The sequence below is a fragment of the Pseudomonas anatoliensis genome (genome assembly GCF_017976235.1).
In the GTDB taxonomy this organism is placed as follows: domain Bacteria; phylum Pseudomonadota; class Gammaproteobacteria; order Pseudomonadales; family Pseudomonadaceae; genus Aquipseudomonas; species Aquipseudomonas anatoliensis.
Map to the genome: position 1 here is coordinate 796227 of NZ_JACVHC010000002.1, position 26031 is coordinate 822257.

The window sequence follows — 26031 nt, forward strand, 5'->3', positions numbered from 1 at the left end:
CGCCTGACGTAAGAGGAATTCGGCTGTGATGGAGTTTTTGTTGTTCCTGCTATTCGGCGCCGCGCTGGGCACACTGGGTGGCATCTTCGGCATCGGCGGTGGCTTGATCGCGATCCCGCTGCTCGGTGTGTGGTTCGGGCTTGATCAACAGATCGCCCAAGGCACGGCGCTGGTGATGGTGGTGCCGAACGTGATGCTGGCGCTGTGGCGCTATCACCAGCGCAATCGCATCGAACTGCGTCACGCGTTGCCATTGGCGGTGATGGGGTTCTGCTTTGCCTGGATCGGTTCGATCTGGGCCGTAGGCATTGACGCGCAAACCATGCGCATTGGTTTCGTCGCATTTCTCGTGGTGCTTTCGGTTTACAACCTGCTGAAAATGTTCGGCAAGCGCCCGGCGCCGACGGCCGAGATGCGTTACTCCTGGCCATGGCTGGGCGTACTCGGCGCAGCGTCGGGGACCATGGGCGGGTTGTTCGGTGTCGGCGGGGCGGTGGTCGCGACGCCGGTGCTGACCAGCCTGTTTGGCACCACACAAGTGGTCGCCCAAGGCTTGTCGCTGGCGCTGGCATTGCCGAGTACCGGCGTCACTTTGGTGACTTACGCGGTGCACCACGAAGTCGACTGGATGATCGGTTTGCCGCTGGCGATTGGCGGTCTGGCCAGCATCAGTTGGGGGGTAAAAGTCGCCCACGCCATGCCGGAAAAACTTCTGCGTGGGCTGTTCTGTGGTTTCCTGGTGCTGTGCGCGGTGATGCTCGCCTTTAAAGTTTGAAGCCTTCGACGATGTGTTCGGCCAAGCATTCGGTGATCGGCGATGGATTGTTCAGATTGCGGATCAGCATGATGCTGGCCTCGGGCAGTTGCGGCAGATCTTCATCGGCACCGAGAATGCGCATGTCCGGGGTTATCAGGCTTTCCAGTTGCGCGGTGATCGCCAGACCCGCGCTCACTACGGCCATCAGCGCCGAGAGGCTGCTGCTGTTGTAGGCGATGCGGTAATCGCGGCCCATCGCGTCCAGCGCATTGCACGCCCACAAGCGGCAGAAACAATCACTGTTGAACATCGCCAGCGGCAACGGCGTCTGTTCGTGGGCGCTGAAATTTTGTGCCTCGGCCCAGACGAAACGCTCTTTGCGCAGCAGTTGGCCGATCTCGTTGCCCGGTTCGCGGGTGACGATCGACAAGTCGAGATCGGTGCGCTGCAACAACTGTTTGCTCGATTCGCAATGCACTTCGATCTGGATCAACGGATAGAACTGCGCAAACCGCGACAGAATCCCCGGTAGAAAACGCATCACGTAATCGTCCGGCGTGCCGATCCGCACGGTGCCGACCATGTGTGGCTCGCGCAGGGTATTGAACACTTCACTGTGCAGTTTGAGGATGCGCCGCGCGTAACCGAGCAGCACCTGACCCTCGGCAGTCAGCCGCACCTGCCGCCCGTCACGCTCGAACAATTGGCGCTGCAACACGTCTTCTTCCAGGCGCTTCATCTGCATGCTAACCGCTGATTGCGTGCGGTTGACCATTTCGCCAGCGCGGGTAAAACCGCCCTGATCGGCTATCGCGACAAAGGTGCGCAAGACATCGGTATCGATACTGGGGTAGGCCGACAATTGATGAATCTCCGTGATGCATACCATCAGAAACATTCGTTGGATTGATCTTAGCGCTGGCGCGAGACTTGAGCCATCCACAAAGGAGAGCAAAACGATGAAAGGTCAAAGAGAGTATGTAGGCGAAGAAAAATTTTCCGGCCATGGCCACATGGTTTCTGACTTGCTGCACAAGTTTAGCCGCTGGTACGAACTTCACCGTGAGCGTGAATTGCTCGCCAGTCTGAGCGACGAAGCGTTGAAAGACATCGGGGTCAGTCGTGCCGACGTCGAGCACGAGTCTGTGCGGCCGTTCTGGGATGATCCGATGCATAAATGATGAGGCCATCGCTACACAAAACCTTCTGGACTGAGGTAGGTTGCGAGCAGACAAGGAGATGCTCATGCCCGCGACACTGTCCTTTTCCCTCAAACAGGCTCGACGTCTGGCGCTGGCTGCCCAAGGGTTCAACGGGCGCCAGCCGCCGACCGTCAAGGCGCCCCACATCAACCGGCTGATCGAACGGCTGGGCCTGCTGCAAATCGACTCCGTCAACGCTGTAGTGCGCTCGCACTATCTGCCGCTGTTTTCTCGTCTTGGTTCCTATTCTTTCGATCTGCTCGACCAGGCTGCCTGGAGTTCGGGGCGTCGTCGTACGCTGTTCGAGTATTGGGGGCATGAGGCGTCGTTGTTGCCGTTGTCGATGTATCCGCTTATGGGTTGGCGCATGCAGCGGGCCAAGCGCGGCAAAGATATTTATCAGCAACTGGCGAAGTTTGGTCTTCAGCAACAGGATGTTATTCGCCGGGTTTTGAGCGCGGTCGAAGAGCGGGGCGCGTTGGGCGCCGGTAGTTTATCGACTCGCGAAGACAAGCCTGGGCAGTGGTGGGACTGGAGTGCGGAAAAACATGCGCTGGAATGGTTGTTCGCCGCCGGTGAAGTCACCGTCGCCGGGCGGCGTGGCTTCGAGCGTTTGTACGATTTACCGGAGCGGGTGATTCCTGCGGCGATCCTGCAACAACCGTTGCCTGATGAAGCGCAGGCGCAGCGTGGGTTGTTGCTGCATGCGGCCGAAGCGCTGGGCGTCGGCACGGAAAAAGACCTGCGTGATTACTTTCGCTTGAACCCTGCTGATGCACGTCCGCGACTGGCCGAGCTGGTCGAGGCGGGGCAATTGCAGATGTGCGAAGTCGCCGGTTGGCGGCAAATCGCTTATTGCCTGCCGGAGCCGAAAGTCCTGCGCAAGGTCGCGGCCAGTGCACTGCTGTCGCCCTTCGATTCGTTGATCTGGGAGCGCAGTCGCACCGAGCGTCTGTTCGATTTCCGCTATCGGCTGGAGATTTACACGCCGCAGGACAAACGCGTTTATGGGTATTACGTGCTGCCGTTTTTGCACAACGAGCGGATAGCCGCGCGGGTGGATTTGCGTGCCGAGCGGGCAGCGGGGCGGTTGGCGGTGCATGCGGTACACGAGGAGGAGCCGGGGCTGGATGAAGAGGGGATGTTGGCACTGGCGGTGAATTTGCGGCGAATGGCGGATTGGTTGGGACTGGCGCAGGTGCAGCTCAATTGCCAGCGCGAGAGTGCGGGGCGGTTGCGGGTGGCGTTGGCGCAGATCGATGTTGTCTGAACTGGCCTAATCGCCAGCAGGCTAGCTCCCACAGGGATCTGTGTTGCCCACAAAAACCAGTGTAGGAGCTGCCGAAGGCTGCGATCTTTTGATCTTGCTCTTGTCTTTGAAGATCAAGATCAAAAGATCGCAGCCTTCGGCAGCTCCTACAGGGGGGGGCGGTCGACCCCTTAATACAGGGTGACGCGGTTTAGCGCCGAACCTGCTTCAGGGTTTCGGCAATCAAAAACGCCAACTCCAGCGACTGATCAGCATTCATCCGCGGATCACAATGCGTGTGATAGCGATCCGACAAGCCGTCCTCAGTGATCGGCCGCGCGCCACCAATGCATTCGGTGACATTCTGCCCGGTCATTTCGATGTGAATGCCGCCGGCATAAGTGCCTTCGGCTTCGTGCACCTGGAAGAACTGCTTAACCTCGCCAAGGATCTGCGCAAAATCGCGAGTCTTGTAGCCGCTGCTGGCCTTGATGGTGTTGCCGTGCATCGGATCAGAGCTCCACAGCACCTGCTTGCCTTCACGCCGCACCGCGCGGATCAGCGCCGGCAGGTGATCGCCCACCTTGTTCGCACCCATCCGTGCGATCAGGTTCAAGCGCCCCGGATCGTTGTCCGGGTTGAGCACGTCGATCAGGCGGATCAGATCGTCGGGGTTCATGCTCGGGCCGACTTTGACCCCGATCGGGTTGTTCACCCCGCGCAGGAATTCGACGTGTGCGCCGTCGAGCTGACGGGTGCGGTCGCCGATCCACAGCATGTGCGCCGAGCAATCGTAATAATCGTTGGTCAGGCTGTCGCGGCGCACGAACGCTTCTTCGTAGTTCAGCAGCAGCGCTTCGTGGGCGGTGAAGAAACTGGTTTCGCGCAGTTGCGGCGAGCTGTCCATGCCGCAGGCGCGCATGAATGCCAGCGTTTCATCGATGCGGTCGGCGAGGTGGCTGTACTTCTCGGCCAGCGCGGAGTTGGCGATGAAGTCGAGGTTCCACTTGTGCACCTGATGCAAGTCGGCAAAACCGCCTTGGGCGAAGGCGCGCAGCAGGTTCAACGTCGCGGTGGACTGGTGATACGACTGCAGCAGACGTTCCGGGTCCGGCACGCGGCTCTTTTCGTCGAAGCCGATGCCGTTGACGATGTCGCCACGGTAGGCGGGCAGGGTCACGCCATCAATGGTTTCGTCGTTGGCCGAGCGCGGTTTGGCGAACTGGCCGGCCATGCGTCCGACCTTGACCACCGGGCAGCCGGCCGCGAAGGTCATGACGATCGCCATTTGCAGCAACACTTTAAAAGTGTCGCGAATCTTTGCTGCGGAGAATTCGGCAAAGCTTTCGGCGCAATCGCCGCCCTGCAACAGGAACGCGCGGCCTTGAGTCACTTCGGCAAATTGACGACGCAGTTCCCGCGCCTCGCCGGCAAATACCAGCGGCGGATAACTGGCCAGGGTCTGCTCGACCTGGCGCAGATGCGCGGCGTCCGGGTATTGGGGTTGTTGCTGGATCGGCAGGGCGCGCCAGCTATCAGGGCTCCACGGTTGGCTCATCACGGTCTCTAAGGTTCTACGCACGGAAGGCCATGTTAGCAGCAATTAGTGCGTGACCTGCTCCCGCCCCTTCGTCGACAATCGCCGCTTTGCCACGGCGCCACTGCGGTGCCATCGCGTCACCGCGCCCGGTGACCACCAGGAGACAAGATGACTGAGGAGCGCGTCGAGCATCTGCTCGCCGAAGTACAGGATGAGTTCGGCGTGATTCGCGTGCTGGAAGTGGCCGATTACCGCTTTCTCGAATTCGGCGATGCGATCGAGCAGAGCTGCGTGTTCACTGCCGATCCTAGCTGGCTGGAATATGACTACACCCGGGCGATGCTGATTGGCGCGTTGTGCCACGAGCACCCGGAGAGTGCGCTGTTCCTCGGGCTCGGCGCAGGCACGCTGACGCAGGCGTGCCTCAAGTTTCTGCCGCTGGAAGATGTCGAGGCGATCGAGTTGCGCCCGGACGTCCCGCGCCTGGCCATTGAATACCTTGGCCTGGATGACGATCCGCGCTTGTACATCCGCGTCGGCGATGCCCTTGATTTGCTGCCCACTGCTGAGCCTGCGGACCTGATCTTCGTCGACCTCTATACCGACGTCGGCCCCGGTGTCGGGCATCTGGCCTGGAGTTTCCTCGGTGACTGTCAGAAACGCCTGAATCCGGGCGGCTGGCTGGTGATCAATCAATGGGCCACCGATGATGGCAAACCACTGGGCGCAGCATTGTTGCGCGGGCTCTATCACCGCCATTACTGGGAACTGCCGGTGAAGGAGGGCAATGTGATTCTGCTGGTGCCGGCGGATCTCGATCAGGAGTTGGATATGGAAGCGCTCGCCGCCCGGGCTGAGGCGTTGGCGCCGAGTTTGGGGTATTCGTTACAGTCGCTGATCAAGGCGATTCGCCCGGCGACATAAATGGCGATTGAGCCCCTGTAGGAGCTGCCGCAGGCTGCGATCTTTTGACTTTGATTTTTCAAGATCAAAAGATCGCAGCCTGCGGCAGCTCCTACAAGGGTTTGGGCAATGGCTCAGAGCCCTTTGAAGCTCCCGGGCCGTCGCTCCACCAGCGACCGCACACCTTCCTTGGCATCCTCACTGGCCAGCAACTTCTTCACCAGCGGCGGCAAGCCCTGTGCCGCCGCTGTCTCGCCTTCATATAGCGCCTGTCGCGCCGACAGCAACGTCGCCTGCACCCCCAACGGCGCTTGCCGCGCAATCCGCTCAGCCAGTTCAATCGCGCGCGGCAGCAGATCTTCGCTGGCCATCACTTCCTGCACCAATCCCAGGCGCAACGCATCGTGCGCATCGAACTCGTCCCCGGTCAGCAACCAGCGCATCGCGTTGCCCCAGCCGGCCACCTGATGAAAACGTAAAGTCGCGCCACCAAAAGGAAAAATCCCACGCTGTACTTCCATTTGCGCGAAGCGGGTATTGCTCGCGCAGAGGTTGATGTCGGCGGCCAGCATCAATTCGATGCCGATGGTCAGGCAGTAACCCTGTGCCGCGACAATCACCGGCTTGCTGACCCTCGGCCCGACAAAAACACCCCATGGATCGCAACCGCCGGTCGGCACCTGCCAGCCTTGGGCGAGGGCGGAGCTTGCATTCACCAGATCCAGACCGGCGGTAAAATGCTCGCCATGGCCGAACACCACCGCCACCCGCGCCTCGCTGTCAGCCTCGAATTCACCATAAGCCAGGCTCAGTTCATTGAGCAGGTCGAGGTCGAAGGCATTGCGCTTGGCCGCTCGATCCAGGCCGATCATATGCAGGTGACCACGGCGCTCCCGGCTGACGCGGCCAGGACAGGACTGATTCATGGGAATTTCCTCGAGCGGGGAGGGAGGGGGCCGCGACCACATGCCGCACATCGGTGAAGCGTTTAAGCAGTATCTTCAGCAGGGCCGGGCCCTTGGAAAATAGACCTTCGCACGATTATCCGCAAAACCCCGTTACACAACGGTGACGGACGGATTCAGGCGATAAAAAAAGCTCCCTTTTTCGGTAATTTCCGGTATAGTGCGCGCCGGCCTTTAGCCAGGCCGCGTCAAGGTAGCGCAATTCCCCGAAGTCAGCTTCGGCTGCATGTCCGCACTGCGGGCTCTTCCTGGACGTTTCTTTTTTTCTTTCATTCGTTTTCGCAAATCCCCGCCGACAAAGCTGCCAGGGCGACTCTTGAGTCTTACACGGCATGCGCAGCTTTGGAGCATGGGTCTTTGCGGATGCACTTAGAGGCAGACCCATGACCCAGGAAACCGGCGGATTCGCCGCTTTTAATCTTAATCCGAACATTCTTGCAGCCGTCATCGCGACTGGCTACGAAGAGCCTTCGGCTATCCAGCAGCAATCGATCCCGATCATCATGGCCGGCCAGGACATGATCGGTCAGGCGCAAACCGGTACGGGTAAAACCGCCGCGTTCGCTCTGCCAATTCTTCATTGCATCGATCCTGCCAAGCGCGAACCGCAAGCCCTGATCCTGGCGCCAACCCGTGAGTTGGCGCTGCAAGTTGCAACCGCTTTCGAAACCTACGCCAAGCAAATGCCGGGCGTTACCGTTGTGGCCGTTTACGGCGGCGCGCCTATGGGCCCACAACTGAAAGCAATCCGTAATGGCGCACAGATCGTTGTCGCCACTCCGGGTCGTCTGTGCGACCACCTGCGTCGTGACGAAAAAGTACTGTCGACCGTGAACCACCTGGTTCTCGACGAAGCAGACGAAATGCTCAAACTGGGTTTCATGGACGACCTCGAAGTTATCTTCAAGGCTCTGCCAGCTACCCGTCAGACCGTTTTGTTCTCGGCGACCCTGCCGCAGTCGATCCGCGCCATTGCCGAACGCCATCTGCGCGATCCGCAACACGTGAAGATCCAGACCAAGACCCAGACCGTTACCGCGATCGAACAGGCTCACCTGTTGGTTCACGCTGACCAGAAGACTTCGGCCGTTCTCAGCTTGCTGGAAGTGGAAGATTTCGACGCTCTGATCATGTTCGTGCGTACCAAGCAAGCGACCCTGGATCTGGCAAGCGCCCTCGACGCAAAAGGCTACAAAGCCGCTGCGCTGAACGGTGACATCGCCCAGAACCAGCGTGAGCGCGTAATCGACTCGCTCAAAGATGGCCGTCTGGACATCGTTGTGGCGACCGACGTTGCTGCTCGCGGTCTCGACGTTCCGCGTATCACTCACGTGTTCAACGTTGACATGCCGTACGATCCAGAGTCCTACGTGCACCGTATCGGCCGTACTGGCCGTGCCGGTCGCGAAGGTCGTGCACTGCTGCTGGTGACTCCACGTGAGCGCCGCATGCTGCAAGTGATCGAGCGTGTAACCGGTCAGAAAGTTGCCGAGGTTCGCCTGCCGGACGCTCAGGCAGTTCTCGATGCGCGCATCAAGAAACTGACCAACAGCCTGGCGCCGCTGGTTGCCGATGCTGAATCGACTCACGGTGAGCTGCTCGATCGTCTGACTGCAGACATCGGTTGCACGCCGCGTGCTCTGGCTGCTGCTCTGCTGCGCAAGGCCACCAATGGTCAAGCGCTGACTCTGGCTGCGATCGAGAAGGAACGTCCACTGGTGCCGAACAACGCACCGCGTGGCGACCGTCCTGAGCGTACCGGTGATCGTCCGGACCGTGGTGATCGCGAGCGTCGCGCGCCGATTCCTTTGGGCGAAGGCCGTGCTCGTTGCCGTACCGCGCTGGGTGCGCGTGACGGTATCGCCGCTAAAAACCTGCTGGGCGCCATCCTCAACGAAGGTGGTCTGGCCCGTGAAGCGATCGGTCGCATCCAGGTGCGTGACAGCTTCAGCCTCGTTGAGCTGCCGGAAGATGGTCTGGACAAGCTCCTGACCAAGCTGAAGGACACTCGCGTTGCTGGTAAGCAGCTGAAGCTGCGTCGCTATCGCGAAGATTGATCCGCCCTTGGGCTGATTGATCGAACATAAAAAATCCCCGACTGGTTCGGGGATTTTTTTTGCCTGCTTTTCAAGGGCAAAGAGCAAAGATCAAAAGATCGCAGCCTTCGGCAGCTCCTACAGTGGGGGAGTGCGATCTTTTGCTCTGGCTGTTTAACCGAACCGGTAAATATCCATACCCAATGCGCCCATGGTGAATCCCTTGTGCGCCACGCTGAACGCTCCTCCGGCACCTCGCGCGAAATACAGCGGCAATAAGTGCTCATCACTCGGATGGCTGCGCACCGCGTTCGGAGCCTGCTGGCGGTAGTCATGCAGCGCTGCCTCATCACCGGCCGCGAGTTTGTCTATCACCCAGTCACGGAAGTCCTGGGCCCACGGCTCAACGCTTTCCGGGCCTGCGTGCCAATCCAGTTCCCCCAGGTTGTGAGTGATGCTGCCTGAGCCGATCAACAGAATCCCTTGCTCGCGCAAGCCTGCCAACGCTCGACCGACGCGGGTTTGCAGCGCCGGACCGCCACGGCTCGGTAGCGAAACCTGCACCACGGGAATATCCGCCTGCGGGTACATCAGCGACAGTGGCACCCACACGCCATGGTCGAACGGTCGTTGCGGATCAAGACGCGCAGGCAGGTCGCTGGATGTAAGTAGGTCAGCGACTTCAGCAGCCAGTTGCGGATCGCCCGGCGCCGGGTACTGCACTTCAAACAACGCGCGGGGGAACCCGCCGAAGTCGTGCCAGGTTTCTGGCTTTGGATGGCTGCTGACCAGTAGCTCGTGACTCTCCCAATGAGCGGAGACAATCACGATGGCTTTGGGCCGGGGAAGTTCGGCGGCCAATCGTGTCAGCGCCGGGCCGCTGGCGCCGGGCTCCAAGGCAAGCATGGGAGAACCATGGGAAATAAACAGGCTGGGAAACATGATGGGTTCCTGAGCGGTAAGATGCCCCATCTTCAGACAGTCATTGATCTAAATCTAATATAAGTTTTAACGCTTTTTGATCGAATTATCGGGAGTCATTCATGCAGCCTGAGTTTTGGCACAAGAAGTGGGCGTCGCACCAGATCGGCTTTCATCTGCCGCAGGTGAACCCGCATTTACAACGGCACTGGCCGGATCTGAACATTCGCGCATCGGCGCGGGTACTGGTTCCGCTGTGTGGGAAAAGTCTGGATTTGCTGTGGCTGGTCGAGCGTGGTCATCAGGTGCTCGGGGTTGAGCTGTCACAGAAGGCTGTCGAAGACTTTTTTACTGAGCATCAACTACAGCCACAGATTAGCGAGAGCGGTGCATTCAAGGTCTATCGCGCTGACGCCATCGAGCTGTGGTGCGGCGATTTCTTTGCCTTGAAGGCAAGCGATGTGGCGGATTGCACCGCGCTGTATGACCGCGCCGCATTGATAGCCTTGCCACTGCCGATGCGTGAGCGCTATGCGACGCAGCTCCAGCAGATTCTGCCGCAAGGCTTGAATGGGCTGCTGATCACCCTGGATTACGATCAGGCGCAGATTCCCGGACCACCGTTTGCGGTGGGGGATGATGAGGTGCAGCGGTTGCTGGGCACTGGTTGGCAGGTGCAGACCCTGCAGGTGCAGGATGTGTTGCAGGAGAGTGGGAAGTTTTTGCAGGCAGGGGTGACGCGGCTGGAGGAGCGCGTTTATCGGGTTTCGACTCGTTAGGTTGTGTTGGCTGTTCCGGCCTCATCGCTGGCAAGCCAGCTCCCACAGTGAATTGCGGTGTATCGAAGATTGGGATAACACCACACAACCCTGTGGGAGCTGGCTTGCCAGCGATAAGGCCTGCATGAACAGCCGAGTACATGGCCCCCACAAAAAAGGCCCGCATCTCTGCGGGCCTTCTTGTTTTTACCGGTTGAATCAACCGAGACGACGCAAGGCGTCGATACGATCTTCCAATGGCGGGTGGCTCATGAACATGCGGGCGAAGCCCTGTTTGATGCCACCGTTGATGCCAAAGGCATTCAGGGTGTCGGGCATGTGCACCGGCAGGCCCTGTTCGGCGCGCAGGCGCTGCAGGGCGCCGATCATTGCGCTGGTGCCGGCCAGACGTGCACCGGCTTCGTCGGCACGGAATTCGCGTTTGCGCGAGAACCACATGACGATCGAGCTGGCGAGAATGCCCAAGACCAGTTCGGCGAAGATGGTCGCCACGTAGTAAGCGATGCCCTGGCCTTCTTCGTTCTTGAAGATCACCTTGTCGACGAAGTTGCCGATGATTCGCGCGAAGAACATCACGAAGGTGTTCACCACGCCCTGGATCAGCGCGAGGGTCACCATGTCACCGTTGGCGACGTGACCGATCTCGTGAGCCAGCACGGCTTTCACTTCATCGGGCGAGAACCGCTCGAGCAGGCCCTGGCTGACCGCGACCAGTGCGTCGTTCTTGTTCCAGCCAGTGGCGAACGCATTCGCTTCGTAGGCCGGAAAAATACCGACTTCGGGCATCTTGATCCCGGCTTCGCGGGACAGTTGCTCGACCGTTTGCAGCAGCCATTGCTCATGCCGGGTACGTGGCTGGCTGATGATCTGGGTGCCAGTGCTCATTTTCGCCATCCACTTGGAGATGAACAGCGAGAACAGCGAGCCGGCGAAACCAAAGACCGCACAGAAAACCAGCAGCTGACTGAGGTCGAGATCAACCCCGTTGGCCGCCATGAACCCGTTGAAGCCGAAAAGGCTCAGGGTGATGCTGGCTATCAGCACGACCGCCAGGTTAGTGGCCAAAAACAGCAGGATGCGCATCATGGTTGTAGAAATCTCCTCAAGCTAAAGATGTAGCGTACTGCGGGGTATATAAGGTGCTGCACCGGGCTATTCAACCGGGTGACTATTTCAAACTGTGTCCTACAGCTGATTCTTCGTCACACAACCCCATTTCCCACAGCAGACACCGACACGGATGACGAACACTCGCGACCCGTCGCCATTGCGTCAGACGCATGTGACCGGTATGAATCGCAAGTGTAGAAGGCGAGCGGAAGCAGGGAATGCAGAAGTGTTGCTGAATCAGACAGTGCGCAACGTTCGGCCGTTGCGCACTGCTGGCCAGTTACTGGCGGTAGGACTTGAGGAAGTTGCCGATGCGGCCGATGGCCATTTCCAGCTCATCGACCCGGGGCAGGGTGACGACGCGGAAGTGATCGGGCCATGGCCAGTTGAACGCCGTGCCTTGCACCACCAGCAGCTTCTCGGAGAGCAGCAGATCGAGGACGAATTTTTCGTCGTTGTGGATCGGGCAGACTTTCGGGTCGATCCGCGGGAAAGCGTACAGCGCGCCCATCGGCTTGACGCAGCTCACGCCCGGAATGTCGTTGAGCAACTCCCAGGTGCGGTTGCGCTGTTCCAGCAGGCGACCCTGCGGCAGCACCAGATCGTTGATGCTCTGATAGCCACCCAACGCCGTCTGGATCGCATGCTGGCTCGGCACGTTGGCGCACAGACGCATGTTGGCCAGCATGTCGATCCCTTCGATGTAGCTCTGGGCATTGTGTTTCGGCCCGGAGATAGCGATCCAGCCAGAGCGGAATCCGGCCACGCGGTAGGATTTCGACAGACCGTTGAAGGTCAGGCACAGCAGGTCCGGGGCCAGCGATGCGGTGCAGATGTGCACGGCGTCGTCGTACAGGATCTTGTCGTAGATTTCGTCGGAGAACACCACCAGATTGTGCTGGCGGGCCAGCTCCAGCATGCCCAGCAACACTTCTTTCGAATACACCGCGCCGGTCGGGTTGTTCGGGTTGATGATCACCATTGCCTTGGTGTTCGGCGTGATCTTGGCCTTGATGTCGGCCAGGTCCGGGAACCAGTCGGCGCCTTCGTCGCACAGGTAATGCACGGCGTTACCGCCGGCGAGGCTGACGGCCGCGGTCCACAGCGGGTAATCCGGCGCCGGTACCAGCACTTCGTCACCGTTGTTGAGCAGCGCCTGCAGCGACATCACGATCAGCTCGGAGACGCCGTTGCCCAGGTAGATGTCTTCGATACCGACACCTTCGACCTGCTTCTGCTGGTAATACTGCATCACGGCCTTGCGCGCGCTGAACAGGCCTTTGGAGTCACTGTAGCCTTGCGCGGTCGGCAGATTGCGGATCACATCCTGGAGGATTTCGTCCGGCGCTTCGAAACCAAACGGCGCCGGGTTGCCGATGTTCAGCTTGAGGATGCGCTGGCCTTCCTCTTCCAGACGTTTGGCGTGCTTGAGCACCGGGCCGCGAATGTCGTAGCAGACGTTGGCGAGCTTGTTCGATTTGCTGAACTGCATGGCGATGTGATCCCGAAAATGAACGATCCAGGCGGCGGATGGACAACCGTACTGGGATTCCTGCGTTTACACACAGACGGACGTCTTGAGCGCGTGGCTCCAAGAATCCGTTTGAATGCGCCCGGTCTGGCTGCCAGACTGGCGCGTAACGAGGCGCAATCATACGTGCCGCCCGATCCGTGGAAAAGGTACAGATCGGGCTTTTTCAGCCGCTGAGGTGTGATGATGGAAAAGTTGGAAAAAACTCTGGAAGAATGGCAAGCCATGCTCGACCCCGAGCAATACAACGTGTGCCGCCTCAGTGCGACCGAGCGACCGTTCTCCGGTAAATACAACGCCACCAAAACCGACGGTGTTTATCACTGTGTCTGCTGCAACGAGCCGCTGTTCGATTCCAAGACCAAATTCGATTCAGGCTGCGGCTGGCCGAGCTTCTATGCGCCGATCGGCGAAAGCGCCATGACCGAGATTCGCGATGTCAGCCACGGCATGATTCGCACCGAAGTGAAGTGCGCCCGCTGTGATGCGCACCTGGGGCACGTGTTCCCTGATGGCCCGCCACCGACCGGTCTGCGTTATTGCATCAACTCGGTGTGCCTGGATCTGGTGCCTCGCGAATAAGTTGCACAGTCGAGCGGTTTGATTGACGTTTCTGTAGGAGCTGCCGAAGGCTGCGATCTTTTGATCTTGTCTGTAAAAACAAAATCAAAAGATCGCAGCCTTCGGCAGCTCCTACAGGGGGTAATCCTATTAATTAAATTGCACACAATTTAATTGCTCGCTATGTTTGCCCTTCGACTATCTGCGGAGACCGTCCCATGAGCGACAACCTGCTGAACATCCCGTGCACCACCATCAAAGGTGAGCAGAAAACCCTGGCTGATTACGCCGGCAAAGCCGTGCTTGTGGTCAACACTGCCAGCAAGTGCGGTTTCACCCCGCAATACAAAGGCCTTGAAGAGCTGTGGCAGACCTACAAGGATCAAGGTCTGGTGGTGTTGGGCTTTCCTTGCAATCAGTTCGGCAAACAAGAGCCGGGCAATGAGGGCGCGATCAGCGAGTTCTGCGAACTGAATTTCGGTGTGAGTTTCCCCCTGTTCAAAAAGATCGAAGTCAACGGCGCTGACGCCCATCCGCTGTTTGTGCAATTGAAGAAACGTGCCCCGGGCGTACTCGGTTCCCAAGGCATCAAGTGGAACTTCACCAAGTTTCTGATCGGCAAGGATGGCCAGTTGGTCAAGCGCTTCGCCCCGGCGACCAAGCCGCAGGACCTGAGCCGCGAGATCGAAGCCCTGCTCAAATGAACAGCCTGTCCGTTGATTCGCTGAAGCTCGACAGTCAGTTGTGCTTCAAGTTGTACGCCGCGTCCCGGGCAGTGATTCGTGGTTACAAGCCGATGCTCGATCAGCTCGGCCTCACGTATCCGCAATATCTGGCGATGCTGGTGTTGTGGGAATGGCAGCAAGCCGCGCCGGAGCAACCGACGGTCAAGGCCTTGGGCGAGCGTCTGGCGCTGGATTCCGGCACGCTGACGCCGCTGCTCAAGCGTCTGGAGCAGTTACAACTGGTGCAGCGCCAGCGCTCGGCGCGCGATGAGCGCGAAGTGCATCTGAGCCTGACGCCGCAAGGGCAAGCGCTGCGTGACCAGGTCGGGCCGCTCAAGGCCCGATTGCTTTGCGACAGCGGGGTGGACCTGGACCGGCTCAACGAACTGCGTAACGGTCTTGATCAACTGCTCGTGCAGATCAAGGCGCTGTCCTAGTCGGGATCCACTGATCCAGCAGCGCCGCCAATTCTTCACGGCGAAACGGTTTGGCCAGATAGTCGCTCATGCCGGCAGCCCGGCAGCGCTCGCGTTCCTCGGACATGGCGTTGGCGGTCAGCGCAACGATCGGCAGGTTTGGCCAGCGTCCGCTCTGACGTATCTGTCGGCTGGCTTCGTAGCCGTCCATTACTGGCATGTTGCAGTCCATCAGCACCAGGTCGAACTCGTGGTACTCCAATTGATCCAGTGCTTCGGCGCCATGTGCGGCGACGATGACATCGCAGCCGAGTTTGCCGAGCATGCCTTTTGCCACCAGTTGATTGACCGGGTTGTCCTCGACCAGCAACACCTTCGCGCGTTCGACCAGTGTAGACGTTTCGAGCTGTGCAGCGTTGAGGGTGGCGACTTCAGGTTGCAGGGTGCGCCGCAGATTCTGGTAGAGCGCATTGCGCGCCAGAGGCCGTGCTTGTTGTTGCAGCGGGGCGAGGGCTGCCGCCTCTTCACTGGGCAGGAAACTGCCGTAGGCAGTCACCAGCAGGATTGGCGCGACAAGTGTCGGACGCAGCCCGAACAGGCACTCCGGGCAATCGGTGATCACCACATCGGGCGTAACACCCAGCAGCGAGTCGTCGATGGTGCGTTGTTCGTACGTCAGGCCCCACACCGGCAACAGATTCTTCAGCAACTCCGCCAGACCACTGCTGGCCGCGGTAATGGCGAGAATTTTGCCATGCAAGGGCGGCGGGGCCAGCGCGCGGGTATGGCACGGCAGGGGCAACTCGGCGCAAAACTGGCTGCCGAAGCCGATCTCTGAACTGATGGTCAAGCGTCCCTGCATCGCTTCGCAGAGGTTGTAAGTGAGCGCCAGTCCCAGCCCCGTGCCGCCGTATTGGCGGGTGATACCGGCGCCTGCCTGGGTGAACGGCTGGAAGATTCGCATCTGGGCTTCCTGCGCGATGCCGATACCGGTGTCGCAAACCTCTATACGCACACCCTCCTTGTAAGCCGACAAACGCACATCGACCCGACCGAAACGGGTGAATTTCAGCGCGTTGGACAGCAGGTTGCTGACGATCTGCCGAACCCTTGTCGGATCGCCCAGCACCAGCGCCGGAAAGTGCGGATCAATCAGGCAAGTCAGCTCGACGCTGGGCGCCGCGTTTTGCGACAGCAGGTTGGCGGTGTCCTCGATCAGTGAGCCGAGATCGAACGGAATGTGTTCAAGCTCGAGTTGCCCGGCATCGAACTTCGACAAATCGAGAATATCGTTGAGCAATTCCACCAGCACCTTGCCGGAGTCGTGGGCGATCGACAGCTGTTGCTGCTGTTCGGCATTCAACGGTCCGTCGAGTGACAGGGCGATCATCCCCAGCAGGCCATTGAGCGGCGTACGGATCTCATGGCTCATGTTGGCAAGGAACGCCGAGCGGGCTTCGGCCATTTCCAGTGCAGTGCTGCGGGCGACTTCGAGTTCTTCGTTGGACTGACTGAGCCGGGCATTGATCGTCTTGAGCTCGACGGTGCGTGCCGAGACGATGTTTTCCAGTTGACCGAGATAATCGGTCAGACGGTTTTCGGCATTGCGTCGCTGCTGGATCTCGGTGGCGATGTTCTCGAATTGCTGATTGGCGACTTTGACCAGCACGCCGATTTCATCGTTGGCGTGCCCGGTCGGACATTCCAGGGTTGTGGGCTCGGCACTGCGCGGATCACGCCCGCTGAGTTCACGGATCACCCGCACCAGTGGTTTGGTCAGCATCACATAGAACAGCGCCAGGAGGATGCCGGTCAGGAGCAGGCTGCGGGCGAAGCCATTGAGCAGAGTCACCTCCGCCCGGCGCAGGAAGCGGCTGCCGAATGCATAGGTGTCGACTTCAAGCTTCAGGGTGCCCAGCGATTCGTTGGGCAGATGATCCAGATACAGGCGATCTTCGAACTGGCGCTTGGCGCCGAACAGATAATCACTGATGACCCGATAGCCGCTTTGCAGCTCCGGGCGTTTGACGCTGGCGAGCACCGTATTGTTGTTGTCGGTCAGCTGCGCAGAAATGATTGCCGGTGAGCGCAACAGCCCCAACGTGAGTTCCTGGGCCAGTTCGGCATCGATGTTGTAAGCGATGCGTGATGCCGGGTTGTGGCTGATTTCCAGCAAAGACAGGATTTCACGATTGATGGAGGCGTCTTCGCTGGCATAATCGATACCGATTTGCAGCAGGCTGAGCAGCGTGCCCAGAATGAACCCGACCAGCACGGTAAGCCTGGCTTGCTTGTACGACAGCCGGTGGGTGAATTTGATATCCATGGGGTGTTGAACCACTTTCGTTTCCCTTCGCTGCTCAAGCATAGTCGATCATGCATCGATACCGAGGTTCCCGAATCGCCTTGTAACAAGGCACGGAGCGGGAATTTTATCTGCGTGTCGTCGCTGGATCGCCATCATCACTGTGAACGTGCCCGAGGAAAAGACGTGGATTCCCGATTAAATGCTTTTCTTGAACGCGCCGAGTCGGTTCTGGCGCGGATCGAACCCTTGTTGCCGGCAACGCGCCCGGTGATTGACTGGGGCACCTGCCTGGCCGCGCGCTGGCAGCGTGACGGACGCAGCGGGTACCTGCTGCCGCTGGAAGTCAGCCTCGACATGCGCCTGTCCGATCTGATCGGCGTCGACCGTCAACTGGAGCAGCTGGGGCGCAACACCCGGCAATTTCTCGATGGCATGCCGGCCAACCATGCCTTGCTCTGGGGCTCGCGTGGCACCGGCAAATCCTCGCTGGTGCGCGCATTGCTTGCGGAACACGCCGAGGCGGGCCTGCGCCTGATCGAGATCGAGCGCGACCATCTGGCCGACTTGCCACGGGTGGTCGAGCAGATCGGCAAACTGCCACAACGTTTCGTGCTGTTCTGCGATGACCTGTCGTTCGAATCCGGCGAAGGCGACTACCGCGTCCTCAAGAGCGTGCTCGACGGTTCGTTGGAGCAGGCACCGGACAACGTCTTGCTTTATGCCACCTCCAATCGTCGCCATCTGGTGCCGGAGAAGGAAAGCGACAACGAGAACTGGAAGCGCGTCGACGGCGAGCTGCATCCCAGCGAAGCGGTGGAGGACAAGATCGCGCTGTCGGACCGGTTTGGTCTGTGGCTGTCGTTTTACCCGTTTACGCAAGAACACTTCCTGAACGTCGTCGAGCACTGGATCGGCCAGTTGGCTGCCAAGGCCGGTTTGAGCTGGCAACGCGACGAAGAGCTGGAGATTCTCGCCGTGCGCTGGGCCACCGGCCGCGGCAATCGCAACGGACGTTGCGCGTACCAATTCGCCCGATACTGGGTGGGACTGAAATTGTTGGAGCACAAGGCATGATTGATTTGCAACAGAGCGGCCAGGGCCTCGAAGGCTATGGCATGTTGGCCGCACAACTGGAATCGCTGCTGGCGGGCGAACGCGACTTTATCGCCAACGCCGCACAGTTTTCGGCGTTCCTGTTCAACCAGCTCGATGATCTGAACTGGGCCGGCTTCTACCTTAATCGCAACGAAGAGCTGGTGCTGGGGCCGTTTCAGGGGCAGATCGCTTGCGTGCGCATTCCGTTTGGTCGCGGTGTGTGCGGCGCTGCTGCGGCCACTCTGCAGACGCAGCGGGTTGAAGACGTTCATGCGTTTCCCGGCCATATCGCCTGCGACAGTGCATCGGAAAGTGAACTGGTGGTGCCGCTGGTCAAGGATGGTCGCCTGATCGGCGTGCTCGATCTCGACAGCCCCAAGCTCGCCCGTTTTGGTGTGCACGATCAGGCCGGCATCGAGCAACTGGCGGCGATTTTCCTGCGCCTGACCGACTGCTGATCATGCGTCGAGGCCAGCCTTGTGCAACAAGCTGGCCGGGTCCACGGCATCAATCTGCTGTGGGTCGAGAAAACGCTCGGCGTACTGCAGGTAAACGCCTTCGTTGATGAACAGACCAAACAGCTGCGCATCAATGTGTGCCTCGCGGCTCATGGTCGCCATGATTCCCAGCGCTTCGCTTAACGACTTGGCCTTTTTGTACGGGCGATCGGCTGCGGTCAGCGCCTCGAAGATATCGGCAATTGCCATCATCCGTGCCGGCAGGCTCATTTCTTCGCGTTTCAGACGTTTCGGGTAGCCACTGCCGTCCATTTTTTCGTGATGGCCGCCGGCGATTTCGGCAACGCTGTCCAGGTGGCTGGGGAAGGGCAGGTGGCTGAGCATCATGATCGTCTGCACCATGTGGTGATTGATGATGTAGCGCTCTTCGCGGGTCAGCGTGCCCCGGGCAATGCTCAGGTTGTACAGCTCGCCGCGATTGTATTTGTAACGCGGCACCTCCAGTTTGAATCCCCACGGGTTGTCTTCGGGAATCAGCTCGTTTTCGTCGCGTTCAAGCAAATGCTCGGGTTTGTCCGCCAGCAGTTTTTCGCTGACCGGCAAAGTCGGTGCAGGCGTGCGTGCCTGACGCTTGTTTTCTTCCCATGAAACGCCCAGACGGTCATCCAGTGTGCGCATCCAGGTGAGACGGGAAAGCTTGTCGAGGCGTTGCAGATCGGCCTCGGCCATCGCCTCACTGCCCAGATTGCAGCGAGCGATAAAGGCGAAGTCTTCGTCCAGTGCCGACAGGTTGGTATCGCGCAGTTCAGCCAGTGATGGTTCGTCGCCGCCCAGGGCCCGCGCCTGCCAGTAACTGATCCAGGCATCACGCTTGAGCACTTCAAAACGGGTGCGAATCTCGTGGATCCGGTCGTTGATGGTTTCCAGTTTGGTGGCCTTGTCGACCACGTATTCCGGCGTCGTGACCTTGCCGCAATCGTGCAACCACGCGGCAATGTGCAGGGCTTCCCATTCATCCTCGGTGGGCTGATAGGCACTGAAGGGGGGCGCTGTGCTCGCCGCTGCAGCCTGGGCGAGCATCAGGGTCAACTCTGGCACCCGCTGGCAATGCCCGCCGGTATAGGGGCTCTTGGCGTCGATGGCGCCGGCGAGCAGATGAATGAACGCATCAAGCAATTGCTTCTGTCTGTCCTGCAGACGCTGGCTCTCGATACTCACTGCAGCGGCGCCGGACACCGCTTGCAAGAAGGCGATGCGGTCGGGCCGCAGTTTTTCCAGGTCGGCCGGCGTGCCGCTGTCGTTGACCAGCAGGATCAGCAAGCCAATGGTTTCGTTGTGGCGGTTGTGCAGGCGGATGCCGATCAGATGAACGCGGGGCGAGGCCATTGCCAGCAGGATTCGCTGCAGGTCACCAGCCTGATCGACACCGAAATTGCTCACCACATTATTGGCGCTGACCAATTCTTCGAACCACGCCGGGCCGCTGTTTTTCTGCAAGTCGTGACCCTGAATATCGAACGTCTCCAACAACTGCGGTGCGCCATCGATGATCAGTCCGTAAGGCTCCATGCGACTGCTGTCGTTTTCACGCAGATAAATCAGCCCGGCCTGAGCCTGGGCGATTTGCACCGTTTCAAACAGCACACGTTGCAGCAGCGGGGCAAAGCGCGTTTCGGCGCCCAGGGTATCGGTGATGCGGAAGAAGCTCGCCAGAGTGTCTTTCATTCGCGCCATCGACACGCTCAGTTGGTCGACTTCCAGCACCGGTGAGCGTCGAGTCAGGGGGAAATTGAAATCGAAACTGCGGATCGCATCGGCTTCCTTGACCAGCGCATGCAGCGGTTTGACCAGAATTCGTGAGATCAGCCAACCCAGTGGCAGGCACATCAGCAGCGTAGCCAGGGTGATCAACGCGCCTTGCCAGCGCATGCGATAGGCATCGACCAGCAATTCGTCTTCCGGCACCAGCAGAGCCAGTTGCAAACCTTGCGGCCCGCCTTCCTGAATACTGCTGCGGGCGACAATCCATTGCCGGCCATCGGCCTCAAGGCGGTTGGCGGTGGGGGCATCGGACAGCAGTGCGTGCAAAGTCGGGCTCAGGTCGGCTGCTTTTACCAGGTGCGCGGTACTGTCATCGACGATCAGACGGCTGCTGTCGGGGTAGGCCACGGCGTTGCCCTTGGCATCGAACAAGGCAATTTCGGTAGACGGCGTCACCACATGTTTGGTCAGGGTGGCAGACAGCGCGGCCAATGTCAGGTCGGCCCCGATTACCGCGTTTTCACCGCTGCGTCGGGCCAGCGTGGTGCCGACATTGCGGGTTGAAAAAAATACGTAGGGCTCGGTGGTGATCTGTTCGGTTTGCTGGCGGGCATTGACGAACCACGCTCGGCTGCGCGGGTCGTATGAGTCTTCGGGATTGTCCTTGCGGCTGAGCTGAGTCAGCGTTTGATCAAAGAACAGCGATTGCGAGCGCGCTTTACCCTGCAAGTCATGCTCAATGCTCCAGACCTGGTACGCCGCGGCGTCGGGAGCGTTGAACAGCGATTTCAGGGCCGCGGTGCGTAGCGGACGCACCATGAAGAAATCGCCATTGGCATAACCCATATAGAGCGAAGCCAGACTCGGGTTGTCCGTGAGCGACTGGCTGAACGGCTTGAGCAGCGGCAAGCGTTGTTCAAGGTTCAACGCTTGAGTGGCAGGGTAGTCCGCCAGCAGGCTCAGCAGGTGCCGGATCGGCTGATAGGTGGCGGATATGTCCAGGCGCACGTCCTGTTCGATCCGGTTGAACAGCTTCTCGCTGCTCGACAGAATGATGTGCGTGGTCTGGCGATAATTGAACAACCCCAGTACCACGCCGGTGAGCAGCAGGAGAAACGTGAACATGACGCTGATGTGCACGTGCAGCGGGAAACGGCGTTGTTCCGGGCGCAGTGGGCTGGGCATTTCCGGTTCTCCATGACGTTTGACTCACTGCTCAGCGCCTAAGCATAGTTAAGGCAAGCTCATTGCGCCTTGATCGGACAAAACCAGTTGTTGCTGCAGAGCTTGCTCCAGTTCGAGCATTGCCTGATTGCTCGCCTCGCAACGACGGCCAATCTCCTCTTTTGCCAATGCCTGCGCGCAGGCTTGTTCGAGGGCATCGCAGCATTCGATCACGCGCGATGCCTGGGCAATACGCGCGGCGCCTTTGATTTTGTGGGCGACCACCGCCAGCGCGTCGCGATCATGTTCCAGCGCCAGCGTGAGTAACTCCTGACGATCGAGACGGCTGCTTTTGAGCAGTTCCACCAGCAGACGCCGAGCCTGTACGGGGCTGCCACCGGTCAACATGTTCAGACTTTGCAAATTGAATGCCGGTGTCGGTGATAACGGGGTGATGCCGTCGACCCACTGGCCGAGCTGACTCAGGCTCAAGGGTTTGAACAGGCAGTCATCCATGCCGGCCTGTTTGCAGCGTTGTACTTCCTCGGGTTGCGCGTTGGCGGTGAAGCCCAGCACCGTGCAGGGCGGGCAGCGGTTCTGCAGCTCGTGCTGGCGAATGGCGCGGGTCATGTCATAGCCGTTCATCAAGGGCATGTTGCAGTCGACGATCACCAGATCGAAGCCGCCATCCTTCCACAGTTCCAGACCGCTGCGGCCGTTCTCGGCGATGCTGAAGTGATGACCGAGGAACTCCAGCTGCTGACACATCAACAAGCGATTTGCCGGGTGGTCATCCACCACCAACACGCGCAAGGGTGTCTGTGAGGTCTTGATCGAGGGTTCGCTCCTGGCGGTGCTCACCTGCGCCGGAAAAGTTTCCAGCGGCAGGGAAACGCAAACCTGAGTGCCGATGCCGGGCTGGCTGCTCAGTTGCAGTTGGCCGCCCATCATTTCGCAGAGGTTGCGGCTGATAACCAGCCCCAGGCCTGCACCGCTGCGGGCCAGTTGATGGCTGTTCTGCGCCTGTGCGAAGGGTTCGAACAATCGCTGCTGATCCTCCGCACTGATACCGACGCCGCTGTCCTGTACCGTCAGTTGCATCAACGCAGGCGCAGGCACGTCCGTGCTCATGAGGTCCAGGGTGATCCTGATGTGTCCGTGCTCAGTGAACTTGATGGCATTGCTGACCAGATTCGACAGCACCTGCTTGAAGCGCAGGGGGTCCAGATGCACATCGACTGCCAGATCCGGCGGGTTGAAGATGACTTGCAGTGCGAGGTTCTTTTGTCGGGCGAGGCCGTCGAAGATTCTTGCGACAGACGTCACCGTATCGACCAGGTTGACCCGTTCCGGGCACAGGCTCAGACGCCCGGATTCAATCCGGGCGATGTCGAGAATGTCGCCGATCAGCCCCAGCAGATCCTTGGCCGAATGGTAGGCGGTGTCTATCGAGGAGCGATCCGGATGCTGTTGGTCCATGCGCCTGAGGGTCAGTTCGAGCATGCCGATCACGGCATTCATTGGCGTACGGATCTCATGGCTCATGGTGGCGAGGAATGTGCTTTTGGCGCGGTTGGCCTCATCCGCCTGCTCTTTGGCTGCCCGCAGGTCTTCGAACAGCTGACGGCGTTCGCTGATGTCGATCCAGCCGCCAATGATGCCTTTCACATCACCACTGGAGTCGCGATAGGGAATTATCCAGTGATAGATCGTCAGACGTCGGTTGCCGATGTGCAGCGGCCGGTCGAGTAACAGCGGAATGCCTTCTGCGACGACTCGCTGGTAATCGGCGTGGAAGGCTTGAGCCTCAAAAGCGTTGCTCACGGTACCCTGCATGACGCTTTTGCCAATGACGTCCTCGCGCTTGGCATTGAACGTTTCGAGGTAACTGTCGTTGCAGCTTTGCAGCAACCCCTGGCGGTCGCGAACGTAGATCGGATGTGGTGTGCCGTTGACCAGCGAGCGCATGAATTCGAACTGGTCGCTCAGGGCCCGCTCCGCCGCCTGGCGTTGTTTGATCTGGTGGCGCATGTAGGCGTTCCACGCCAGCAACAGCAGCAGGAGCAGGCAGGCGCCGATGATTACTTGATAGAACAGGCGCTGGTAGTTGCGCCAGATATTTTGCGAAGCCGTGGAGTAACCACGCCAGCGGCCATTGATCACGCCCAGTTCTTCTGGGGAAATGCTCAGTAATGCTTTGTTGATGATCGAATTCAGTTCCGGGTTGTCACGCGCGGTTACCAGAGAAAACGCAGCCTGCCCGGTGCCGATGGTGGTGGTGATTTGCAACGCTCGTTCGAAGATTTGCGAGGAGATGAAGTAGTTGGCGATCACCAGTGAATTGACCGCGCCGTCGACGTGACCTTCGGCCAGCAGGGAGACAGCGCTGAAGGTATCCGCCGTCTCAACCAGTTGAATTCGCGGATACTCGCTTCGCAAGTACTCGACCATCGGATTGCCTTTGGCGATCGCCAGTTGCTTGCCCTTGAGCTGGCCCAGATTGGTCGGACTGTCGGCGCTCTTGCGCGTCAGCAGGACATAGGAGTTTTCCAGATAGGGTCGACTGAAGTTCAGGGTTTTTTCCCGTTCGGCAGTCGGAAGGAGGGCGGCAATAAGGTCGGCCTGATGGCTGACTATCTGCTGGATCATCTCCGCGTCGCTACGACTGCGCCTTATCTCGAAGCGCAGGCCGGTGCGCAGGCGGATCAGTTCGAGAAGGTCGGCGCTGATCCCGCGAAAATTGCCGTCGCCGTCGAAGAAGGTCAGCGGCGCATAGGCCTCATTCACGACCACACTGACGACAGGATGCCGGTTGCGCCATGCTTCTTCGCGTTGGGTCAGTTGCAGCTTCTTGTCGGTGAGCAGCAGATCGCTGCCGGCGCTCCAGCGTTTGGCGATATTTTCACGCTCGCTGCGCGGCACCGCTTTGAGCACGGTGTCGATGATACTCAACAACTGCGGATTGTTGCGGCGTACGGCGAAGCTGAAACCGTGGGCTTCCTGCTTGCCGAAATTGGCCATGCGTACGTTGTTGAGGTAGCCCTTGTTGATCATGTAGTGCGTGGAAATGGTATCGCCGAGAAATACATCGGCCTGATCGAACGCGACGGCGTTGATTGCATTCTGGTAGGAGGGGTAGCAGGTAATAAGGGCTTTGGGGTACAGCGCCTTGACCTCATGCAACGGCAGATAGTGATACACCATGCTCAGGCGCAATCCTGCCAGGCCTTCGGTCAATGTGCGGCTTTCGTCCTCGCGGGTGACGAGCACCGGCTGATCATTGGCATACGGTTCGGACAGCGCAAGGTTGGCGTTGCCGGCTTCATAGCCGTTGGCCGTACCGAGCAGGTCGATTTGACCATCGACCAGCGCGCGAATCGCGGCCTCCCGGGAGGGAAAGCGTTTGATCCGGATCGGCATCCCGGTGGCCTCGCCAATAATCCCGGCATAGTCGGCGGTCAGACCTTCGTAGTCCTGGCCACTGACAGTCATGTCGAAAGGCGGATAGTTCGGCGCGGAAGTACCCAGTAGCAGCTCGCTGCGGGTGTGCAGCCACTGTCGTTGAGACTGCTCAAACGCTACCGGCATCGACTCGTTTGCCGACCGGCTGAGCAAGGTGTAGTCCGCTGAGCCGCCCTGCATGGCGAACACGTTGGCGCTCAGGAAAAGCCCTGCACTCAACGCAATTAGATAGTCCTTTAAACGGCTGTGCATGCGGGGTCTCACACGAGTGCGTTGCGTTTGGCCATCTCGATAAGTTCTACAAGGGATTTGGCTTTGAGTTTTTGCATCAAACGTTTTTTGTAAGTGCTGACGGTTTTATTACTGAGAAACATCCCCTTGGCTATTTCCTTGTTGGTGCGACCTTGGGCAAACAATTGCAAAACCATCAATTCGCGATCATTGACGGACTTGAAGAGTTCCAGTTCCGTATAACGAATATCGTCACTGCGAACCGGATTCAACGCCTGGCTGGGGAAATAGTTATAGCCGGAAAGTACGGCTTTTATTGCGCTGACCAGTTCGCTCAAATCCTCCTGTTTGCATACATACCCGGAGGCGCCGGATTGCATGCAGCGAATGCCGAACAAGGTCGGACATTGAGCGGTCAGCACCAGGGTTTTCAAAGGTGAACTCATGGCGTTGAATCGGGCCAGCACCTCCAGTCCGTCGAGCTTTGGAATGCTGATGTCGAGAATGATCAGGTCAGGCATGCACTCGCGCACCATCTGCATGGCATCAACCCCGTTATCGGTCTCACCGACGACCTTATAACCTTCATGTTCCAGCAGCATGCGTACGGCAAGACGAATGACCGGGTGATCATCGACAATAAAAACGGAGTTCATAATCAAATCCCATACAAGCACGAATAAAGCGCGCACCTTAGCTCAGATGAATGAGCGCTCGCATGAGCTGACATGACTTCAGTTGTGTTATCGGATAATTCCTACATTTAATAAGGAAAAAGACTACAGCTGAACTAGGTCGAGCGTAAGGAAGTGCAAGAAACGTATTGGCTTATAGTTCGCCTTTTTTGTTTTGCAAGT

Annotated in this window: 21 protein-coding genes; 11 read left to right on the forward strand and 10 right to left on the reverse strand. The window is 59.1% G+C overall.

Translation table 11 applies throughout. From position 1 onward, the window contains the following. The first annotated feature begins 25 nt into the window (after positions 1-25). Positions 26-775 carry a sulfite exporter TauE/SafE family protein gene (locus tag ICA16_RS08990; protein ID WP_191626445.1) on the forward strand — a complete coding sequence of 250 codons (750 nt, stop codon included), beginning with the start codon at positions 26-28 and terminating at the stop codon, positions 773-775. Here the strand turns inward: ICA16_RS08990 and ICA16_RS08995 are convergent. Continuing rightward, the gene (locus tag ICA16_RS08995; RefSeq protein ID WP_191626448.1) at positions 765-1619 is read right to left on the reverse strand and encodes a LysR substrate-binding domain-containing protein; all 855 of its coding nucleotides are present in this window, start codon (positions 1617-1619) and stop codon (positions 765-767) included. The two genes, ICA16_RS08990 and ICA16_RS08995, sit on opposite strands and share 11 nt — an antisense overlap. A gap of 97 nt (positions 1620-1716) precedes the next feature. Between ICA16_RS08995 and ICA16_RS09000 the strand changes: the two genes are divergently transcribed. Together ICA16_RS09000 and ICA16_RS09005 are read left to right on the forward strand one after the other, a co-directional pair. Beyond that, a complete protein-coding gene (locus tag ICA16_RS09000; RefSeq protein WP_150615931.1) occupies positions 1717-1938 on the forward strand; it encodes a DUF1127 domain-containing protein in 222 nt (73 codons plus the stop codon). Positions 1939-2002: 64 nt separating this feature from the next. After that, entirely contained in the window at positions 2003-3229 is a 1227-nt protein-coding gene (locus ICA16_RS09005; RefSeq protein WP_210700413.1) for a winged helix-turn-helix domain-containing protein, read from the forward strand. 190 nt (positions 3230-3419) lie between these two features. Here ICA16_RS09005 and ICA16_RS09010 read toward each other — a convergent pair whose 3' ends face one another. Then, complete coding sequence (locus ICA16_RS09010) at positions 3420-4766, reverse strand: class II 3-deoxy-7-phosphoheptulonate synthase (protein ID WP_210700414.1); 1347 nt, start codon at positions 4764-4766, stop codon at positions 3420-3422. 150 nt (positions 4767-4916) lie between these two features. Between ICA16_RS09010 and ICA16_RS09015 the strand changes: the two genes are divergently transcribed. Beyond that, entirely contained in the window at positions 4917-5672 is a 756-nt protein-coding gene (locus ICA16_RS09015) for a spermidine synthase (protein ID WP_210700415.1), read from the forward strand. 113 nt (positions 5673-5785) lie between these two features. Here ICA16_RS09015 and ICA16_RS09020 read toward each other — a convergent pair whose 3' ends face one another. Further along, positions 5786-6577: a crotonase/enoyl-CoA hydratase family protein gene (locus ICA16_RS09020; protein ID WP_210700416.1), complete on the reverse strand. Its 792-nt coding sequence runs from the start codon at positions 6575-6577 to the stop codon at positions 5786-5788. A gap of 422 nt (positions 6578-6999) precedes the next feature. Here ICA16_RS09020 and ICA16_RS09025 point away from each other — a divergent pair, with 422 nt between their 5' ends. Next, complete coding sequence (locus ICA16_RS09025) at positions 7000-8673, forward strand: DEAD/DEAH box helicase (RefSeq protein WP_042560261.1); 1674 nt, start codon at positions 7000-7002, stop codon at positions 8671-8673. A 153-nt stretch (positions 8674-8826) separates the two neighbouring features. Here ICA16_RS09025 and ICA16_RS09030 read toward each other — a convergent pair whose 3' ends face one another. Continuing rightward, a complete protein-coding gene (locus ICA16_RS09030) occupies positions 8827-9594 on the reverse strand; it encodes a DODA-type extradiol aromatic ring-opening family dioxygenase (protein WP_210700417.1) in 768 nt (255 codons plus the stop codon). Positions 9595-9695: 101 nt separating this feature from the next. On the opposite strand from ICA16_RS09030, the gene ICA16_RS09035 reads away from it, so the two are divergent. Next, a complete protein-coding gene (locus ICA16_RS09035) occupies positions 9696-10352 on the forward strand; it encodes a thiopurine S-methyltransferase (protein ID WP_210700418.1) in 657 nt (218 codons plus the stop codon). A gap of 198 nt (positions 10353-10550) precedes the next feature. Here the strand turns inward: ICA16_RS09035 and htpX are convergent, their stop codons facing one another. Beyond that, positions 10551-11438, reverse strand: a complete 888-nt coding sequence (htpX, locus tag ICA16_RS09040) for a protease HtpX (RefSeq protein WP_042560258.1) — start codon at positions 11436-11438, stop codon at positions 10551-10553. Between the two features lie 304 nt (positions 11439-11742). Next, entirely contained in the window at positions 11743-12954 is a 1212-nt protein-coding gene (locus ICA16_RS09045; RefSeq protein WP_042560257.1) for a pyridoxal phosphate-dependent aminotransferase, read from the reverse strand. Between the two features lie 225 nt (positions 12955-13179). Between ICA16_RS09045 and msrB the strand changes: the two genes are divergently transcribed. From msrB to ICA16_RS09060, 3 genes are all read left to right on the forward strand, one after another. Next, entirely contained in the window at positions 13180-13575 is a 396-nt protein-coding gene (gene msrB, locus ICA16_RS09050) for a peptide-methionine (R)-S-oxide reductase MsrB (protein WP_150615926.1), read from the forward strand. Between the two features lie 197 nt (positions 13576-13772). After that, entirely contained in the window at positions 13773-14258 is a 486-nt protein-coding gene (locus ICA16_RS09055) for a glutathione peroxidase (protein ID WP_150603361.1), read from the forward strand. Continuing rightward, entirely contained in the window at positions 14255-14716 is a 462-nt protein-coding gene (locus tag ICA16_RS09060; protein ID WP_150615925.1) for a MarR family winged helix-turn-helix transcriptional regulator, read from the forward strand. Before ICA16_RS09055 ends, ICA16_RS09060 begins: the two co-directional genes overlap by 4 nt. Here ICA16_RS09060 and ICA16_RS09065 read toward each other — a convergent pair. Then, positions 14700-17021, reverse strand: a complete 2322-nt coding sequence (locus ICA16_RS09065) for a hybrid sensor histidine kinase/response regulator (RefSeq protein WP_210700419.1) — start codon at positions 17019-17021, stop codon at positions 14700-14702. The genes ICA16_RS09060 and ICA16_RS09065 overlap by 17 nt on opposite strands. Before the next feature lie 165 nt (positions 17022-17186). On the opposite strand from ICA16_RS09065, the gene ICA16_RS09070 reads away from it, so the two are divergent. Next, positions 17187-18077, forward strand: a complete 891-nt coding sequence (locus ICA16_RS09070) for an ATP-binding protein (protein WP_150593165.1) — start codon at positions 17187-17189, stop codon at positions 18075-18077. Then, entirely contained in the window at positions 18074-18556 is a 483-nt protein-coding gene (locus ICA16_RS09075) for a GAF domain-containing protein (protein ID WP_210700420.1), read from the forward strand. The genes ICA16_RS09070 and ICA16_RS09075 overlap by 4 nt, the downstream gene beginning before the upstream one ends. Here ICA16_RS09075 and ICA16_RS09080 read toward each other — a convergent pair whose 3' ends face one another. From ICA16_RS09080 to ICA16_RS09090, 3 genes are read right to left on the reverse strand one after another with little or no spacing between them, the layout of a single operon-like run. Then, positions 18557-21502, reverse strand: coding sequence for an HD domain-containing phosphohydrolase (locus ICA16_RS09080; RefSeq protein WP_210700421.1), 2946 nt, complete (start codon positions 21500-21502; stop codon positions 18557-18559). A 48-nt stretch (positions 21503-21550) separates the two neighbouring features. Then, positions 21551-25195 carry a transporter substrate-binding domain-containing protein gene (locus ICA16_RS09085; RefSeq protein WP_210700422.1) on the reverse strand — a complete coding sequence of 1215 codons (3645 nt, stop codon included), beginning with the start codon at positions 25193-25195 and terminating at the stop codon, positions 21551-21553. Positions 25196-25203: 8 nt separating this feature from the next. Continuing rightward, complete coding sequence (locus tag ICA16_RS09090; protein WP_103304761.1) at positions 25204-25830, reverse strand: response regulator transcription factor; 627 nt, start codon at positions 25828-25830, stop codon at positions 25204-25206. Positions 25831-26031 lie beyond the last annotated feature (201 nt).